Genomic DNA, 16,318 nt, shown 5'->3' with positions numbered 1-16,318 from the left:
GTTTTGCCAGCCCGCGCACAGCCTTTGCTTGCGTGTGAGCGCGTTGCCGTTTTCATACCCCAAAAACCATTTGGCTAAAATCTCTTGCGCTGGTATTGTCGGCCCAACGAAACCTTATGAAAGCCAGCAGCATAGCGTCTACGCTTGTGCGCGGCGAAATGGACAAGACAGTGATCGACCCCGGAAACGGCCCAAAGCCGTCGGACCAAGGGGCGTCGGTGGCAAACAAAGGGAAAGCGAAGCGATCCCGTCGTGGCAAGAAACACAAGCGTGACGGTAAACCCCGTGACGCTGCTGTGCTGTCGCATGATGTTGCCGCGGATGTTCCGGCCGGTTCCCCGCATATATCGGCTCTCGAGCCGGATTCCGAGCCGCGCAAGAGAAAGCGCCGCCGGCGTTCTCGCGGCAAAGGCGCTTCTCAGCAGACGACGTCTGCGCCCGGCGAGCAGGTGCAGGCCTCGACCGCACCCGATGTCAGCAACCCATCATCGGTGCCCCAGGCGGCGGCCGCAAGTCGCGCAACCGCAAGCGGGCTCATCGCGATCCACGCGGTCGCGATCCGCAGGGCCGCCCGCTGGTCCCTTCCCATGCGCCGAGACATGTCGGCAAGCAGAATGGCCGCGCCAATGGGGCGGCTCAGGAAACGCACCGGCAGCAATCTGAAATTTCCGCCCGTCACGCCGGCCGCCATCACGATCATGGCGCGGAACAGGCGACGGATATGTATGCGGCGCTCGATCTTGGCACCAATAATTGCCGTCTCTTGATCGCGCAGCCGACACGGCCCGGCCAGTTCCGGGTTGTCGACGCCTTTTCGCGTATCGTCCGGCTGGGCGAGGGCCTGGTGTCGAGCGGCCGGCTTTCCGACGATGCGATGGACCGCGCGGTCGAGGCTCTCAAGGTTTGCTCTTCGAAACTCGCCGGCCGCCCGATCAGGCGCATGCGGCTGATCGCCACCGAAGCCTGCCGGGCCGCGTCCAATGGCGAGGAGTTTCTGGAGCGGGTCACCCGCGAAACGGGGCTCAAGCTTGAAATCATCAGCCGCGAGACGGAAGCCCGCCTTGCGGTATCGGGCTGCGCCTCGCTTGTCGGGCGCGAGGCGCGTTCGGTGGTGCTGTTCGATATCGGCGGCGGATCGTCGGAAATCGCGGTCATCAAGGTCGGTGAGAACCGTTCCAACCGGCTTGCCAACCACATTACCCACTGGACATCGCTTCCGGTCGGCGTCGTCACGCTCTCGGAACGCCATGGCGGCCGCGATGTGACGCCTGATGTCTTCGCGGCCATGGTGCGGGAAGTCGAGGGGCTGCTCGATGCGTTCCATTGCCCGCCTCTGGCGCCGCAATTGCATCATGAGGATTTTCATCTCATCGGGACCTCGGGTACGGTAACGACGCTTGCCGGTGTTCATCTCGATCTGCCGCGCTATGATCGCCGCAAGGTGGATGGCCTCTGGCTTTCCGACGCCGAGGTGACGGCCATGCAGGACAAGCTTCTGGCGTGGGATTTCGCTGGCCGCGCCGCCAATGCCTGCATCGGTCCTGATCGGGCCGATCTGGTTCTGGCCGGCTGCGCCATTCTCGAGGCCATTCGCCGCCGCTGGCCGGCGCGGCGCATGCGCGTGGCCGATCGCGGTCTGCGCGAAGGGCTCCTGACGGATATGATGGCGGATGACGGCGCCTGGCGGCGCAACCGCATAAGGCGCATGCAGATGACACGGCAGGACAGGACGGAAGGTTTGACATGAGCAAGGCGCCCACAAGCACCAATCGCACCGGCCGAAAGATCGGCCAGAAGGTCAAGAAGACCAAACTCAAGGCTTCATCGCGCCGTTGGCTTGAACGTCATATCAATGACCCCTACGTCCAGCGCGCCAAGCTTGAGGGCTATCGCGCCCGCGCCGCCTTCAAGCTTCTGGAAATCAACGACAAGCACCAGATATTGAAGGGTGCCACCCGCATCATCGACCTTGGTGCGGCACCCGGAAGCTGGTCGCAGATCGCCTCGAAGGTGACGGATTCCACCGAGGACGATATTCGCGTCGCCGCCATCGATTTCCTCGAGATCGATCCCATTCCCGGCGTGAAGATCCTGCAGCTCGACTTCCTCGATCCGACCGCACCGGACCAGTTGATGGAAGCCGTGGGCGGCACGCCGGATCTGGTACTGTCCGACATGGCGGCACCCACCACCGGCCACCAGAAGACCGACCACATCCGCACCATGCATCTGTGCGAAGTCGCAGCCGATTTCGCGGTTCAGGTGTTGGCGGAAGGCGGCCATTTCCTTGCCAAGACCTTCCAGGGCGGCACGGAAAAGGCATTGCTGGATATGCTGAAGCAGAACTTCAAGCAGGTGCTGCACATCAAGCCGGCGTCGTCACGCTCGGAATCGGTCGAGATGTTCCTGCTTGCCAAGCACTTCAAGGGCCGCAGAAGCGCGCCCGCAATCGATGCGGACACCACCGAGGCGGCCGAAGACTGATCATTACTCCGCCGGTTGCGAGACCTTGCCGCGGTGGCCGGAGACGGCCGCCCCTGCCTGTGCATCCATGCGGATGATCGGCACGATGGCGAAGAGCGAGACGAGCGCGACGATGGTGAAGGCGATGTGGAAATCGGCAAGCTGCAGATGCGTACCGGACATCATGCTGCTGACCTCCAGAATGGAAGCGGCGAAAGCCACGCCAAGCGCCAGGCTGATCTGCTGCATCACCGAGGCCATCGAGGTCGCCTGACTGGCCTGGCTGTCCTCGATATCGGAATAGCTGAGCGCGTTCGACCCGGTGAAGAAGAACGACCGGGCAAATCCCGCCGTGACCAGAAAGATCATGATCAGCGAATAGGGGGTATCAGGCGTGAAGAAGCTGTTGGCAAGCGTCGTGCAGGCACCGACGATGCCAGCCCCGATCAACGTCGATTTGAACCCCGTTGCCGCAAAGACCCGCTTGGCCATGAATTTCGTGGTGATCGCGCCAATCGCACCCGCAAAGGTGATCATGCCGGACTGAAACGGATTGAGCCCGAAACCGATCTGCAGCATCAGCGGCATCAGGAACGGGATGGCACCCGTCGAAATGCGGAAAATGGTGCCGCCAACAGAGGCCGCCCGGAAGGTCGCATTCTGGAAGATGCGGAAGTCCAGAATGGGAGCGGGGTGACGGGCGGCGTGGCGCAGGTAAAGAAAACCGCAGATGAAACCGATGACCGTCGAGGCAATGCCGATGGCGGGCGGCAATGCCGGTAGGCTGACCACCGAAACGCCGAAGACAACGCCCGAGGCGGCAATGCCGGATAACACGAAACCCTTGCCGTCCATCGGCGGCGGATTGGTGGTTTCTATTTCCGGCAGGAAGATCGTCGACAGCCAGATGCCGATGACGCCGATGGGAACGTTGATCAGGAAAATCCAGTGCCATGAAAAATAGGTGGTGATGAAACCGCCGATCGGCGGGCCGGTGAGCGGCCCCACAAGCGCCGGTATCGTCAACAGCGCCATGGCGGAGACGAGTTCGGTCCGTTTCGTCGTTCGAAGCAGAACGAGACGGCCAACGGGTGTCATCATCGCGCCGCCCATGCCTTGCAGGAAACGCGAGAGCACGAATTCGAACACCGACGACGAGACCGCGCAGCAGATCGACCCGACAACGAAGACGCCGATGGCGAGACGGAAGATTTTCTTCGCGCCGTATTTGTCGGCCATCCAGCCGCTGATGGGAATGAAGATCGCCAGCGACACCATATAGGCCGTCAGCGCGAGTTTGAGCGTGATCGGACCGACATTGAGGTCTGCTGCAATCGCCGGAAGCGAAGTTGCAATGACGGTGGAGTCCATCTGCTCCATGAAGAGAGCGACTGCCAGGATCAGGGGAATGATGCGGTTCATGAGGCTGCCTGCGGCTTTCCGCTGCGACAAAGGATATCGCCGTTCCTCCTACGCCTGATAAGCGGGCTTGCCAACACGTTAATTATCAATTTCTCAAGTTCCGATCAAACCTGCGTGAGGCCGGTTTCCTTGCAACTTTCTCGCTCTATTGTCCGTTGGGCACAGTTCAGTTGGCGATCATGGCCAGTTGGCGCTATCGGAGACAAGATGATGACCCAATCCTTGAGCATGAGCAGACGCGGCCTCATTGGCGCAGCCGGCGCAAGCGTCCTCGGCGCACCGCTATTGATGACACGCACTGCCACGGCCCAGACGAGCCAGCCGCAAACCTCCATGGAGATCAAATACGCCATGCCGCCTGAAACCAATCGCTTCAAGCTCGGCAATTTCGAAGTGCTGGTGGTGAAGGACGGCGCGCGCGCGGCGCCCAATCCGGGCGAGACCTTCGGCACGGATCAGTCGGCGGAAACCGTCGGCAAGCTGCTGGAAGACAATTTTCTGCCGAAGGACCAGTTCGTCAATTCCTTCTCGCCTGTCCTCGTCAATACCGGCACGGACCTCGTGCTGTTCGACACCGGTTTCGGTGAAGCGGGCCGTGGCGCCGGCAATGGCCGTCTGCTTGAAGGCATGGCGGCTGCCGGTTACTCGCCTGAGGATGTGACCGTGGTGGTTCTGACCCACATGCACGGCGACCACATAGGCGGGCTGATGGAAAAGGGTGCGCCGGCTTTCGAAAAGGCGCGCTACGTCTTCGGTCAGGCGGAATATGATTTCTGGACGGACGGGAAGCGGGTCGGCACACCGGCCGAAGGCGGCCAGAAGGGCGTCATCGCCAACGTCAAGCCGCTGGCGGAAAAGGCGACCTTCATCGGGGATGGCGCCGATGTGGTTTCCGGCATCACCGGCATTGCGGCTTTCGGCCATTCGCCGGGACACATGATCTTCCGGGTCGAATCGGAAGGTAAGCAGCTGATCCTGACGGCGGATACGGCCAACCATTTCGTCCTGTCGCTGCAAAGGCCGGACTGGGAGGTCAAGTTCGACATGGACAAGGCGGCGGCGGCAGCAACCCGCAAGAAGGTTTACGACATGATCGCCACCGACCGGCTGCCTTTCCTCGGTTATCACATGCCTTTCCCTTCTGTCGGTTATGCGGAAAAGCTGGATGCGGGTTATCGTTTCGTGCCGAAATCCTACCAGTTCGACATCTGATCTCTGCTGCAATGCAGCAACAGAAGAAGCCCGGAAGGCAATTCCGGGTTTTTTCTATTCCCTTCCTGTCATGAACGTGTTACCAGCCCTCGCCAACTTCCAAGCAATCCTTGCAGGGCGCCGGGGTGAACTTTTCGTTCCGGAACGGCCACGCATTTTCATTATGAAGGAATTTGGTCATGGCACGCATCATTCAAACACCCACTGGTTTGGACGCTCTCACATTTGACGATGTGTTGCTGCAACCCGGACATTCCGAGGTTATGCCGGGACAGACGAATATCGCAACCCGCATTGCCCGCGATATCGATCTCAACCTTCCGATCCTCTCTTCCGCCATGGACACGGTCACGGAAGGTCGCCTTGCCATCGCCATGGCCCAGGCCGGCGGCATCGGCGTCATCCACCGTAACCTGACCCCCATCGAGCAGGCCGAAGAAGTCCGTCAGGTGAAGAAGTTCGAAAGCGGCATGGTCGTCAACCCGGTTACTATCGGCCCGGATGCGACGCTCGCTGAAGCACAGGCGCTGATGAAGGCGCACGGCATTTCCGGTATTCCTGTGGTTGAAAACGGCGGTTCCGGCGGCCACAAGAACGGCCGCCTCGTCGGCATTCTCACCAATCGCGACGTGCGCTTCGCCTCCGATCCGCAGCAGAAGATCTACGAACTGATGACCCGCGAAAACCTGGTCACGGTCAAGGAAAGCAGCGTCGATCAGCAGGAAGCGCGCCGCCTGCTGCACAAGCACCGCATCGAAAAGCTGCTGGTGGTGGATGGAAAGGGCAATTGCGTCGGCCTCATCACCGTCAAGGACATCGAGAAGTCGCAGCTGAACCCCAACGCCACCAAGGATGCGCAGGGCCGCCTTCGCGCCGCCGCCGCCATCAGCGTCGGGGCCGATGCCATTGAGCGCGCCGAGCGCCTCATCGATGCCGGCGTCGACCTTCTGGTCGTCGATACCGCGCACGGCCATTCGCAGCGCGTGCTCGATGCCGTTTCGGTGGTCAAGAAGATGTCGAACTCGGTTCGCATCATTGCCGGCAATGTCGCCACCGCCGACGGCACCAAGGCGCTGATCGATGCCGGCGCCGATGGCGTCAAGGTTGGTATCGGCCCCGGCTCCATCTGCACCACCCGCATCGTCGCCGGCGTCGGCGTTCCGCAGCTTGCCGCGATCATGGCCTCGGTCGAAGTCGCCAATGCGGCAGACATTCCCGTTATCGCCGATGGCGGCATCAAATTCTCGGGCGATCTGGCCAAGGCCATTGCCGCCGGTGCCTCCGCCGTCATGATCGGCTCGCTTTTGGCCGGCACGGACGAAAGCCCGGGTGAGGTGTTCCTCTATCAGGGCCGTTCTTTCAAGGCCTATCGCGGCATGGGTTCCGTTGGCGCCATGGCGCGCGGTTCCGCAGACCGTTATTTCCAGGCGGAAGTGCGCGACACGCTGAAGCTCGTTCCGGAAGGCATCGAAGGTCAGGTTCCCTACAAGGGACCGGTCTCCGGCGTTCTGCACCAGCTGGCCGGCGGCTTGAAGGCAGCCATGGGTTATGTCGGCGGCGGCACCATCAAGGAATTCCAGGAACGCGCCACCTTCGTGCGCATCTCCAGCGCCGGCCTGCGTGAAAGCCACGCCCATGACGTGACGATCACCCGCGAAAGCCCGAACTACCCCGGCGCAGTTTGATCTTTCGAGACGAATCCTTAAAAGGATAGTGAGTATTTGGCGCTTCCCGATTCACGCCGGATCGGGGAGCGTTTTCATGATTGGAGGAGAAAGCATGTCACCGACGACCGCAATGTTCTGGCCGATGATCGCCCATGTCTTTCTCGTTTTCTGGCTCTACGGGCTGCTGCTCTACCGTCGCAAGAAATACACCTTCACGGATCGTGAATCGGCCATCCGGCTTCGCGACAAGAGCGAGGAAGCGCGGGAAAGCTATCTGGTGAACCGCAACATCGCCAACCAGTTCGAACTTCCCGTCCTGTTTCACATCGCCTGCCTGCTGCTTTATATCACCGATGCGGACAATATCGTCACCATCGTGCTGGCCTGGCTGTTCGTGCTCTCGCGCTACGCCCACTCCTATGTCCATGTCACCAGCAACCGCCTGCGTCATCGCGGCGCTTTGTTCGGCATCGGCTTTGTGCTTCTGCTCTGCCTCTGGGCTGGCTCGCCATCTGGTTGGCTCTGGAATAAAACAGCACCGTCAGGTTGCCTCATAAGTGAGACAATCGCGCCCTTAAAATAACCCGATTTGCGATAGGTCAATTCCATGAGACCTCATCCCCGTTAATCTCTGCCTTGCCGTCGAGGATTTCAGGCGAGCAGAGATTGAGGAGTATGTCATGGCGAAAACAATGAAGGCAGCCGTCGTCCGCGCGTTTGGGAAACCGCTGACCATCGAGGAAGTGGCGATACCGGATCCAGGCCCCGGTGAAATTCTCATCAACTACAAGGCGACGGGCATTTGCCACACCGACCTGCACGCCGCAACGGGCGACTGGCCGGTGAAACCCAACCCGCCCTTTATCCCCGGCCATGAAGGCGTCGGTTATGTCGCGAAGATCGGCGCTGGCGTCACCGGGATCAAGGAGGGCGACCGCGCCGGCACGCCGTGGCTTTATACCGCCTGCGGATGCTGCATTCCCTGCCGCACCGGTTGGGAAACCCTATGCCCGAGCCAGAAGAATTCGGGTTATTCCGTCAATGGCAGCTTTGCCGAATATGGCCTTGCCGATCCGAAATTCGTCGGTCGCCTGCCGGATAATCTGGAATTCGGCCCCGCCGCACCCGTGCTTTGCGCCGGTGTCACCGTTTACAAGGGTCTCAAGGAAACCGAAGTGAGACCCGGTGAATGGGTGGTCATTTCAGGCATTGGCGGGCTTGGCCACATGGCCGTGCAATATGCCAAGGCCATGGGCATGCATGTCGTCGCCGCCGATATTTTCGACGACAAGCTGGAGCTTGCGAAGAAACTCGGTGCCGATGTCACCGTCAACGGCCGCGCGCCGGATGCGGTGGAGCAGGTGCAGAAGGCGACCGGCGGCGTCCATGGCGCGCTGGTGACGGCGGTGTCGCCCAAGGCCATGGAGCAGGCTTACGGTTTCCTGCGCTCCAAGGGCACCATGGCGCTTGTCGGCCTGCCGCCGGGCTTCATCTCCATTCCGGTGTTCGACACGGTGCTGAAGCGCATCACGGTGCGCGGCTCCATCGTCGGCACAAGGCAGGATCTGGAGGAAGCGCTGACCTTCGCCGGTGAAGGCAAGGTGGCCGCCCATTTCTCCTGGGACAAGCTCGAAAACATCAACGATATCTTCCACCGCATGGAAGAGGGTAAGATCGACGGCCGTATCGTCGTGGACCTCGCCGCCTGATGTGAAAACCTGGCCGCGGCGCTCACGCAAATGTGTGGCGCCGCTTGCCCCGCCTCGTTCCCCCGAGACGATCTGCGTTATCCTTCCGCATCCGCGCGTTCAAGGAGGATAGAGCGATGGACAAGCCCAAGATCACGCAGGCCATGATCGACGCTTATGATGAATATACCCATCTCAGCCTCGACCGCCGCAAATTCATGGAAAAGCTCACGGTACTTGCCGGGTCCGGCGCAGCTGCGGCGGCCATCGCGCCGCTCCTTTCGGCCAACAGCGCCCGTGCGGCAATCGTCGCGCCTGACGATGCGGGTATCGTTGCGGAAGAGGTGACATATCCCGCCCCGGTGGTGAGATGAAGGGTTATCTCGTTACGCCGAAATCCGTTTCCGGCCCCATCGGCTCGGTCATCGTCATCCATGAGAACCGGGGCCTCAACGATCATATCCGCGATGTGGCAAGGCGTGTGGCGCTCGCCGGTTTCAGGGCGCTTGCGGTCGATTTCCTCTCTCCGCAGGGCGGCACGCCTGCGGATGAGGATAAGGCGCGGGAAATGTTCAGCGGCCTCGACATGGAGGCAACGGTCGCCAATGCCGAAGCGGGCCGGGTGTGGCTCGCCGCAAGACAGGGTGCGAATGGCAAGGTCGGTGCGGTTGGCTTCTGCTGGGGCGGCGGGCTGGTTAACCGTTTCGCCACCAAATCGGCAGGCCTGAATGCCGGCGTCGCCTATTACGGCCAGCAGGCCCCGGCGGCCGATGTGCCTGCCATCAAGGCGCCGCTGCTCTTGCACTATGCGGGTCTCGATGAGCGCATCAATGCCGGCATCGATGCCTATAAGAAGGCGCTGGAGGAAAACGGCAAGACCTTCGAAATCTTCGTCTATGACGGCGTCAACCACGCCTTCAACAACGATACGTCCTCGGCGCGATACGACAAGGCAGCTGCCGATCTCGCCTGGGGCCGGACGACGGAGTTCTTCAAGAAATATCTGGCGTGATGGGGTTTTTGAGGTGTGCATTGTCTGCGAGCCGGAGGCGGGTGGGGCTTTACCCCCTCTGCCCTGCCGGGCATCTCCCCTCGAGGGGGGAGATCGGCAGGAGGCGCTACCGCCACTTCATTCACAAATGTTGAGATGGGCGAGACCCAACCACGAGTCGATCTCCCCCTTGAGGGGAGATGCCCGGCAGGGCAGAGGGGGTAAGCTCCACGCGCCCTCGATCCGCTGATCTAAACGCCACCAGCCCCGCGCTTCAAATGCTCATCGAGCCTTGGCATGATCTCCACAAAATTGCAGGGCAAGTGGCGATAATCGAGCTGAGCCTTGAGAATCCCATCCCACGCATCCTTGCATGCACCCGGCGAGCCCGGCAAAACGAAGATGAAGGTCGCATTCGCCACGCCGCCGGTCGCCCGTGACTGGATGGTGGCGGTGCCGATCTTTTCATAGGAAATGCGATGGAAGATGGCAGAAAACCCGTCCATGCGCTTTTCGAACAGTGGTTCCAGCGCCTCGGGTGTCACGTCGCGGCCGGTAAAACCGGTGCCGCCGGTGGTGATGACCACATCCACACCCTCGGTGAGGGTCCAGTCACGCACGGTATTGAAAATGGCTTGCCTGTCGTCCGGAGCGATGGCGCGGGCGGCAAGACGATGTCCCGCCTCTTCAAGGCGGGCGACGAGCGTATCGCCGGATTTGTCATTCTCCAGCGTGCGGCTGTCCGAAACGGTCAAGACCGCAATGCCGAGAGGAATGAAGGGTCTTTCGCCTGCCATGGTCTAATCCTCGATCTGCTCGCTTATCAAATTGTCCGCGTCGCCTGAAAATACCAGCCGGGCCGGCTCTCTCGAAGCGACATTTCGGCTTTGTGAGCCGCCTCGACGGATTGAAAAATCCCGAAACAGGTCGCACCCGAACCGGACATGCGCACAGGGGTGGCGCCTTCCTGCGACAGCAGCTCGACGATCTCGCCTATTTCCGGCAGCAGAACCTGTGCGGGTGGCTGCAGATCGTTTCGGCTTTGGCCGAGAAAATCCATCCAGCTGCCTGATGTCCGCTCCGGTAGCGGTGGATTGTTCTTGGTCTGCAATCGCCGGAAAATCTCCGGCGTCGAAACGGCCTTCAGCGGGTTGGCAAGCACCAGAAAGAGTTCCGGCAGGTCGGTGACTGCCTCGATATCCTCGCCGATACCCCGCGCGACAAGGGAGCGGCTTTCAAGGCACATCGGCACATCCGCACCAAGTCTAAGCGCGAGAGAGGCAAGCTTTTGCGGATCGATCCCGGCATCCCAGTGCCGCAACAGCGCCCGCAGGGTCGCCGCCGCATCCGCTGAGCCGCCGCCGATGCCGGAAGCGACCGGCAGGTTCTTTTCGAGATGAATGGCGACCGGGCGGGCCGGTTGACCGGTTGAGACAAGAGCGTCGCGCAGCAAGTCCCTGGCGCGGGTGACGAGGTTATCACCGCCGTCGCCAGCGCGCAGAAGATCACCAAAGGGACCGGAGATGGAGAAACTGTCGGCATCGGCGTCGCGAATGCGGATCACGTCGCCGGCTTCCGTAAATGCCACCAGCGTTTCGAGCAGATGATAACCATCCGCCCGTTGGCCGGTCACATGCAGCGCCAGATTGATCTTGGCCGGGGCCGCCTCGATTGTCTCGGTGGCCCCGGAAATGTCATGCACGCGCATGCGGCGTCAGGATTTCTTGTCCGGAGTGGCGGCCGGTGCCGGAGCCGGAGGAGCAGGCGGCTGCGGCGCAACCTCCTTCTTGGCGGTGTTTTCGGCATCCTTTTCCAGGGGCGGCAGGCCGTTGGCGATCTTTTCGTTCACCTTGGCCTTGTCCACATCGTCGCTGTCGCCGATCAGGGCGCGGTTCCACTGATAGACTGCCTCGATCTTGCGGCCGACGCGCCAGTAGGCATCACCCAGATGGTCGTTGATCGTCGGATCACCGGCCTTGAGTTCGATGGCCCGCTCCAGCTCGGTCACGGCTTCGTCGAAAGCGCCGAGGCGATAATGCGCCCAGCCAAGCGAGTCGACGATGTAACCGTCATTCGGGCGAAGCTCGACGGCGCGGCTGATCATCTTCATGCCGTCATCGAGGTTGATGCCTTTGTCCACCCAAGAATAACCGAGATAGTTCAGCACCTGCGGCTGCTCGGGGTTCAATTCCAATGCCCGCTTGAAATTCGGCTCGGCCTTGTCCCATTCCTTCAGCCGCTCATAGGCGATGCCGCGCTGGAAGAACACGGACCAGTCGGATTTCTGCGGCACGGCACCGATCACCTCGATGGCCTTGTCGTAGTTTTCGGCCATGGCGCGGTAGTCCTTGGCGTCCGACAGCACGCTGCCATAGGCGAGATAGGAACGGACGTCCTTCGGATCGGATTCGAGCAGGGATTTGAGATGCGTGCGCGCCTCGTCCACCTTGCCGGTCTGCGCAAGCGTCAACCCGAGCTGCAGCTCGGAGATGCGGTACATCGGCGAATCCTTCGGCACATCGCGGTAGAACGCGATGGCGCGCTCCGGCTGCTTCATGGCTTCAGCAAGCCCGCCGAGAAGAATGAGCGTGTCCGGGCTCTTCTGATCGAGCGCGCGCGATGTCTGCAAATAAAGCGTGACGATTTCTTCCGCACCTTCGCGGTTCAAAGCACCAGCGATGGAGAACATGACGCTGGCGGCACCCTCCACGGCATTGGTGATCTGCTGCTCGGGCTTGTCACCACTTTCGATAGACTGACGAAGCGCTTTCAGCGGTGCGTAATTCGGTGCGAAAGTATCGCCGACCGCGATCGCATCAAGCGCCTTCTGCTTGTTGCCGGCGGAAGCTTCGAGCCGGGCAAGCGCCATCACCGCGCGCATATAGGTATCGGAAGCGGTTGCCCCGCCTTCGCGATCCGTCACCGCCTCGTTGAGGCTCTTGCGCGCGGCTTCGGTATTGCCGGCGACAAGGGCGATCGCTGCCGCATTGTATTTCTGGAAAATTGAGATCCAGCCGGGGCCCTTCATGTTGTTGACGAGGGCCAGCGCTTCCTTCGGCTTGCCGGAACCGGCGCGTGCCCAGGCGGTCAAAAGCGTGTTGACCATGCGGTCGAGATCGTTCGGGCCGGTATATTTCAGGATCTTCTCGGCCTTGGCGAAGTCTTTGTCCTTGATGGCGTCGAGACCGCGCACGATGGTCGTCACGCGTTCGACGGAGGTGTCATCCTTCATCGAATCGGCGATCTTGGCGCCGGCCTCGAAATTGCCGCTCAGAAGTTCGGCAATCATCAGGCGCTGGCGGATCTCCGTATTGGCCGGATCGAATTCCAGCGCCTTCTTGTAGAGCGAAATCGCGGTGGGATAATCCTGGTCGACGTCGGCATTGCGTCCGGCGAGGAAGGCGCCGGAGAAGGTGTTCACCTTGCCGGGATCGAACGTGACGGCCTTGTCTTCCGGTTTCGCCTTCGTTTCCGCAAAGCCGGGGCTGGCACCCGCGCCGATTGCGAGAGCGGCGGCAAGAGCCGCGCTGCAGAGAAGACGGAGTGCTGGTTTACGCCGCATGAGGGAACCTTTGCCTTTGTGCAGAAGCACGGAAAAATCAGTTTCCATTGTTTGGTCACGATAGAATGGCTTTTTTGAAGCAGCCCCGCAAGAAATTATGGCCCGGCCACAATCACGCCTTGCGGAGAAGCTGGCCCGAAACATCGCGCGGATGGCCTGTCCATCCGCCGTTTGTTTGGGGCCTGGGCGTCAGTTGAGACGCTCGATGCAGAAGTCGATCACTTCCAGAAGCGCATTTTTCCACGGGCTCTCAGGCAGCGGTGCGAGCGCATCGCGGGCAATGGTGCCGTAATGCGTGGCACGGCCGATCGTATCGCCAAGACCATTGTACTTGGTGATCAGGCCCAGCGCCTTTTCGAGGTTCTCATCGCTGCTTTCGCCCTTTTCGATGGCGTTGCGCCAGAAGGCGCGCTCATCCTGCGTGCCGCGACGATAGGACAGGATGACCGGCAGCGTGATCTTGCCCTCGCGGAAATCGTCACCGGTATTCTTGCCGAGATCGGCGGACTTGCCGCCGTAGTCCAGCACGTCGTCGACGAGCTGGAAGGCGAGGCCGAGATTCATGCCGTAGGATTTGAGCGCGCTGCGGGTCGCCTTGTCGGTCTTGGCAACGATGGGCCCCACTTCCGCCGCCGCTGCAAACAGGGCGGCGGTCTTGGCGCGAATCACCTGAAGATAGTCGTCCTCGGTCGTTTCCATGTTCTTGGCGACCGAAAGCTGCAGCACCTCACCCTCGGCGATGACCGAGGCAGCCGTGGACAGCACGTCGAGCGCATCGAGCGAGCCGACATCCACCATCATGCGGAAGGCCTGGCCGAGCAGGAAGTCGCCGACGAGAACGCTTGCCTGGTTGCCCCAGATGGTGCGGGCTGTGGATTTGCCACGGCGCAGGTCGCTCTCATCCACCACGTCGTCATGCAAAAGCGTCGCCGTGTGCATGAATTCCACGCTGGTGGCGAGCTTGATGTGGTGGTCGCCCTCGTAGCCGAACATCGAGGCCGAGGCGAGCGTCAGCATCGGCCGCAGGCGCTTGCCGCCCGACGAGATCAGATGGTTGGCCACCTCAGGTATCATCTGGACATCGGAACCGGCCTTGGAAAGGATAAGCTGGTTCACCCGTTCCATGTCGGGGCGGGTCAGGTCGACAAGCGGCTTGACGGATGCGAGTTTGTTTTTGCTTTCTTCAAGCGGTATGACGACGCCCAAGGGACAGGACTCCTGTTCGAATTTGAATTCGACAATAAAAACTGGCGCCTGTCGCGGCAAGGGGCGAATTGCCGCTAGCCATTCAAAAAGATGGGAATTTAGGGCTTATCCATGCGTGAACTGATCCGTACCAACGATGCCGTGCTTCTGTCCTTCGCCGAAAGCCTGATGAAGGACGCCGGGATCCACTGCCTCGTCGCCGATCAGGCGATGAGCATTCTGGAGGGGTCGCTCGGTCTTCTGCCCCGCCGGTTTCTGGTCGAAGAGGATCGTGCCGATCAGGCCCGCCGCATTCTCATGGATGCCGGGCTGGGTGACGAGTTGCGCAACGAAGAGGCTTGACGAGACGGTGGGCGGCGATATTTCCGAAACCATTGATGCATTTCACCGGGGCCGGTTCCACATTCTCCAGCCGAAGGGCAGGGGCATCGGGCTGGCATGGACGCCATGCTTCTGGCCTCGCTGGTGGCTGATGATCGCGCCTGCCGGATCGCCGATCTCGGCGCCGGCGCGGGTGCGGCGGGCTTTGCGGTCGCAGCCCGGCTCGAAAAGGCGCAAGTGACGCTTTACGAGCGCTCGCCGGAAATGGCGGAATTTGCCCGCCGCAGTCTCGCATTGGCGGAAAACGCTGCCTTTTCCGGCCGTATCGACGTGCGCGAGGCCGATGTGACCCTGCGTGCCAAGGCGCGCATCGAAGCTGGTCTGCCGGACGGGTATTTCCACCACGTCATCATGAACCCGCCCTATAACGATGCGGGCGACCGACGCACGCCCGATGCCCTGAAGGCCGAGGCCCACGCCATGACGGAGGGCCTGTTCGAGGACTGGATCAGGACCGCGGGTGCAATCATGGTTCCGGGTGGGCAGCTTTCCCTGATTTCACGGCCGCAATCGGTGGCGGAAATCATCGCTGCCTGCGGCAGCCGCTTCGGCGGCATGGAGATAACCCTCATCCATCCGCGCCCGGGGAAGATGCGGTGCGCATGCTCGTCACGGCCATCAAGGGTCGCGCGCGAAGCTATCGTTCCGGGCACCGCTCGTCATGCATGAGGCCGACAGCCACGCCTTCACGCCCCTCGTGGATGACCTGAACAATGGCCGCACCGCCTATCGCCGTAATGTAAAGGCAATCAGGCCGGGCCTATAAAATCGCGGTTCCGACGGGCCTAAACCATTGCGTTTTCCCGGGCGATACATACATGCCTGACCAACAGGCAATTGCTGCGAGGATTGAGTTGTGGGTTTTCTGAAGTATCTGGTACCGAAACGCTTTCGCAAAAAAGAACTCGTCATCCCGGTCGTGCGCATGCATGGCGCCATCATGGCGGGCGGCAACCAGTTTCGCCCCGCTCTCAATCTCGCCTCCTACGCGCCTCTGCTTGAAAAAGCCTTTGCCATCAAGGACGCGCCGGCCGTTGCCATTTCGCTCAACTCTCCCGGCGGCTCGCCGGTGCAGGCGCGGATGATCTATAATCGCATCCGTCAGCTTGCCGAGGAAAAGGAAAAGAAGGTCCTGATCTTCGTGGAAGACGTGGCGGCCTCCGGTGGCTACATGATCGCGCTTGCCGGCGACGAGATCATCGCCGACCCTACCTCCATTGTCGGTTCGATTGGTGTCGTCTCGGGCGGTTTCGGTTTTCCGGAAATGCTGCGGAAGATCGGCGTTGAGCGCCGCGTCTATACAGCCGGCGAGAACAAGGCGATCCTCGATCCCTTCCAGCCGGAAAAGGAAGGCGATATCGAATATCTGAAGTCGCTCCAGGTCGAAATCCACAATGTTTTCATCGATATGGTCAAGATGCGTCGCGGCTCGAAACTGAAGGACGATGAGACGCTCTTCTCCGGCCTGTTCTGGACCGGCATGCGTGGTCTCGACCTCGGCCTGATCGACGGGCTGGGCGACATGAGGGACATTCTGCGCCGCCGCTTCGGCGAAAAGGTCAAGCTGCAGCTCGTTACCGGCGGGCGCTCGCTGTTCGGTAAAAAGGTGCCGGGCGTCAATGCGGCGCTGGACGTCAATGCCGAAAGGCTGGCCGCAGGGGCCGTCTCGGGACTTGCGGAGGTCGCCGAAGAAAAGGCATTGTGGTCGCGTTTCGGTCTATGATGT

Annotated in this window: 11 protein-coding genes and 4 pseudogenes; 10 read left to right on the top strand and 5 right to left on the bottom strand. The window is 61.1% G+C overall.

All coding sequences use genetic code 11. The features are described 5' to 3' along the window. Window positions 1-116 precede the first annotated feature (116 nt). Both G3A56_RS08005 and G3A56_RS08000 read left to right on the top strand, forming a co-directional pair. Window positions 117-1,747: pseudogene (locus G3A56_RS08005) on the top strand (Ppx/GppA phosphatase family protein). Further along, on the top strand, window positions 1,744-2,484 hold the full coding sequence (locus tag G3A56_RS08000) for an RlmE family RNA methyltransferase (protein WP_082183750.1): 741 nt from the start codon (window positions 1,744-1,746) through the stop codon (window positions 2,482-2,484). The pseudogene G3A56_RS08005 and the gene G3A56_RS08000 overlap by 4 nt, the downstream one beginning before the upstream one ends. 3 nt (window positions 2,485-2,487) lie before the next feature. On the opposite strand, the gene G3A56_RS07995 is transcribed toward G3A56_RS08000, so the two are convergent. After that, on the bottom strand, window positions 2,488-3,885 hold the full coding sequence (locus G3A56_RS07995; protein WP_082183751.1) for an MDR family MFS transporter: 1,398 nt from the start codon (window positions 3,883-3,885) through the stop codon (window positions 2,488-2,490). Window positions 3,886-4,095: 210 nt separating this feature from the next. Between G3A56_RS07995 and G3A56_RS07990 the strand changes: the two genes are divergently transcribed. The 5 genes and pseudogenes from G3A56_RS07990 (at window position 4,096) to G3A56_RS07970 (ending at window position 9,464) form a co-directional block, all read left to right on the top strand. Beyond that, window positions 4,096-5,097 (top strand): MBL fold metallo-hydrolase, encoded by a 1,002-nt coding sequence (locus G3A56_RS07990; protein ID WP_164056632.1) that lies wholly within the window; start codon window positions 4,096-4,098, stop codon window positions 5,095-5,097. Between the two features lie 179 nt (window positions 5,098-5,276). Next, a complete protein-coding gene (gene guaB / locus G3A56_RS07985; protein WP_035241640.1) occupies window positions 5,277-6,782 on the top strand; it encodes an IMP dehydrogenase in 1,506 nt (501 codons plus the stop codon). Between the two features lie 112 nt (window positions 6,783-6,894). Beyond that, a pseudogene (locus tag G3A56_RS07980) lies at window positions 6,895-7,295 on the top strand (MAPEG family protein). A 149-nt stretch (window positions 7,296-7,444) separates the two neighbouring features. Then, complete coding sequence (gene adhP / locus G3A56_RS07975) at window positions 7,445-8,473, top strand: alcohol dehydrogenase AdhP (RefSeq protein WP_003493972.1); 1,029 nt, start codon at window positions 7,445-7,447, stop codon at window positions 8,471-8,473. Window positions 8,474-8,589: 116 nt separating this feature from the next. Continuing rightward, window positions 8,590-9,464, top strand: a pseudogene (locus G3A56_RS07970) (dienelactone hydrolase family protein). Between the two features lie 230 nt (window positions 9,465-9,694). On the opposite strand, the gene moaB reads toward G3A56_RS07970, so the two are convergent. The 4 genes from moaB to G3A56_RS07950 form a co-directional block, all read right to left on the bottom strand. Continuing rightward, on the bottom strand, window positions 9,695-10,240 hold the full coding sequence (gene moaB, locus G3A56_RS07965; RefSeq protein WP_035242005.1) for a molybdenum cofactor biosynthesis protein B: 546 nt from the start codon (window positions 10,238-10,240) through the stop codon (window positions 9,695-9,697). 26 nt (window positions 10,241-10,266) lie between these two features. Further along, window positions 10,267-11,151, bottom strand: coding sequence for a 4-(cytidine 5'-diphospho)-2-C-methyl-D-erythritol kinase (locus G3A56_RS07960; protein WP_082183754.1), 885 nt, complete (start codon window positions 11,149-11,151; stop codon window positions 10,267-10,269). 6 nt (window positions 11,152-11,157) lie between these two features. Beyond that, window positions 11,158-13,005 (bottom strand): tetratricopeptide repeat protein, encoded by a 1,848-nt coding sequence (locus G3A56_RS07955; protein WP_082184594.1) that lies wholly within the window; start codon window positions 13,003-13,005, stop codon window positions 11,158-11,160. 189 nt (window positions 13,006-13,194) lie between these two features. After that, the gene (locus tag G3A56_RS07950) at window positions 13,195-14,211 is read right to left on the bottom strand and encodes a polyprenyl synthetase family protein (protein ID WP_003493979.1); all 1,017 of its coding nucleotides are present in this window, start codon (window positions 14,209-14,211) and stop codon (window positions 13,195-13,197) included. 111 nt (window positions 14,212-14,322) lie between these two features. Between G3A56_RS07950 and G3A56_RS07945 the strand changes: the two genes are divergently transcribed. From G3A56_RS07945 to G3A56_RS07935, 3 genes and pseudogenes are all read left to right on the top strand, one after another. After that, a complete protein-coding gene (locus tag G3A56_RS07945; protein WP_003493981.1) occupies window positions 14,323-14,553 on the top strand; it encodes a putative signal transducing protein in 231 nt (76 codons plus the stop codon). Window positions 14,554-14,560: 7 nt separating this feature from the next. Beyond that, window positions 14,561-15,358: pseudogene (locus G3A56_RS07940) on the top strand (tRNA1(Val) (adenine(37)-N6)-methyltransferase). 90 nt (window positions 15,359-15,448) lie between these two features. Continuing rightward, a complete protein-coding gene (locus tag G3A56_RS07935) occupies window positions 15,449-16,315 on the top strand; it encodes a S49 family peptidase (RefSeq protein WP_164056239.1) in 867 nt (288 codons plus the stop codon). The last annotated feature ends 3 nt before the right edge of the window (window positions 16,316-16,318 follow it).

The sequence above is a fragment of the Rhizobium oryzihabitans genome, assembly GCF_010669145.1.
Taxonomy (GTDB): Bacteria; Pseudomonadota; Alphaproteobacteria; order Rhizobiales; family Rhizobiaceae; genus Agrobacterium; species Agrobacterium oryzihabitans.
This window is presented reverse-complemented; position numbering and strand designations above follow the sequence as displayed.

Excerpts from the sequence above, each read along its gene's own strand:
- G3A56_RS08000 (WP_082183750.1), top strand. The coding sequence starts at position 1,744 with ATGAGCAAGGCGCCCACAAGCACCAATCGCACCGGCCGAAAGATCGGC.
- G3A56_RS07995 (WP_082183751.1), bottom strand. The coding sequence starts at position 3,885 with ATGAACCGCATCATTCCCCTGATCCTGGCAGTCGCTCTCTTCATGGAG.
- G3A56_RS07990 (WP_164056632.1), top strand. The coding sequence starts at position 4,096 with ATGACCCAATCCTTGAGCATGAGCAGACGCGGCCTCATTGGCGCAGCC.
- guaB (WP_035241640.1), top strand. The coding sequence starts at position 5,277 with ATGGCACGCATCATTCAAACACCCACTGGTTTGGACGCTCTCACATTT.
- adhP (WP_003493972.1), top strand. The coding sequence starts at position 7,445 with ATGGCGAAAACAATGAAGGCAGCCGTCGTCCGCGCGTTTGGGAAACCG.
- moaB (WP_035242005.1), bottom strand. The coding sequence starts at position 10,240 with ATGGCAGGCGAAAGACCCTTCATTCCTCTCGGCATTGCGGTCTTGACC.
- G3A56_RS07960 (WP_082183754.1), bottom strand. The coding sequence starts at position 11,151 with ATGCGCGTGCATGACATTTCCGGGGCCACCGAGACAATCGAGGCGGCC.
- G3A56_RS07955 (WP_082184594.1), bottom strand. The coding sequence starts at position 13,005 with ATGCGGCGTAAACCAGCACTCCGTCTTCTCTGCAGCGCGGCTCTTGCC.
- G3A56_RS07945 (WP_003493981.1), top strand. The coding sequence starts at position 14,323 with ATGCGTGAACTGATCCGTACCAACGATGCCGTGCTTCTGTCCTTCGCC.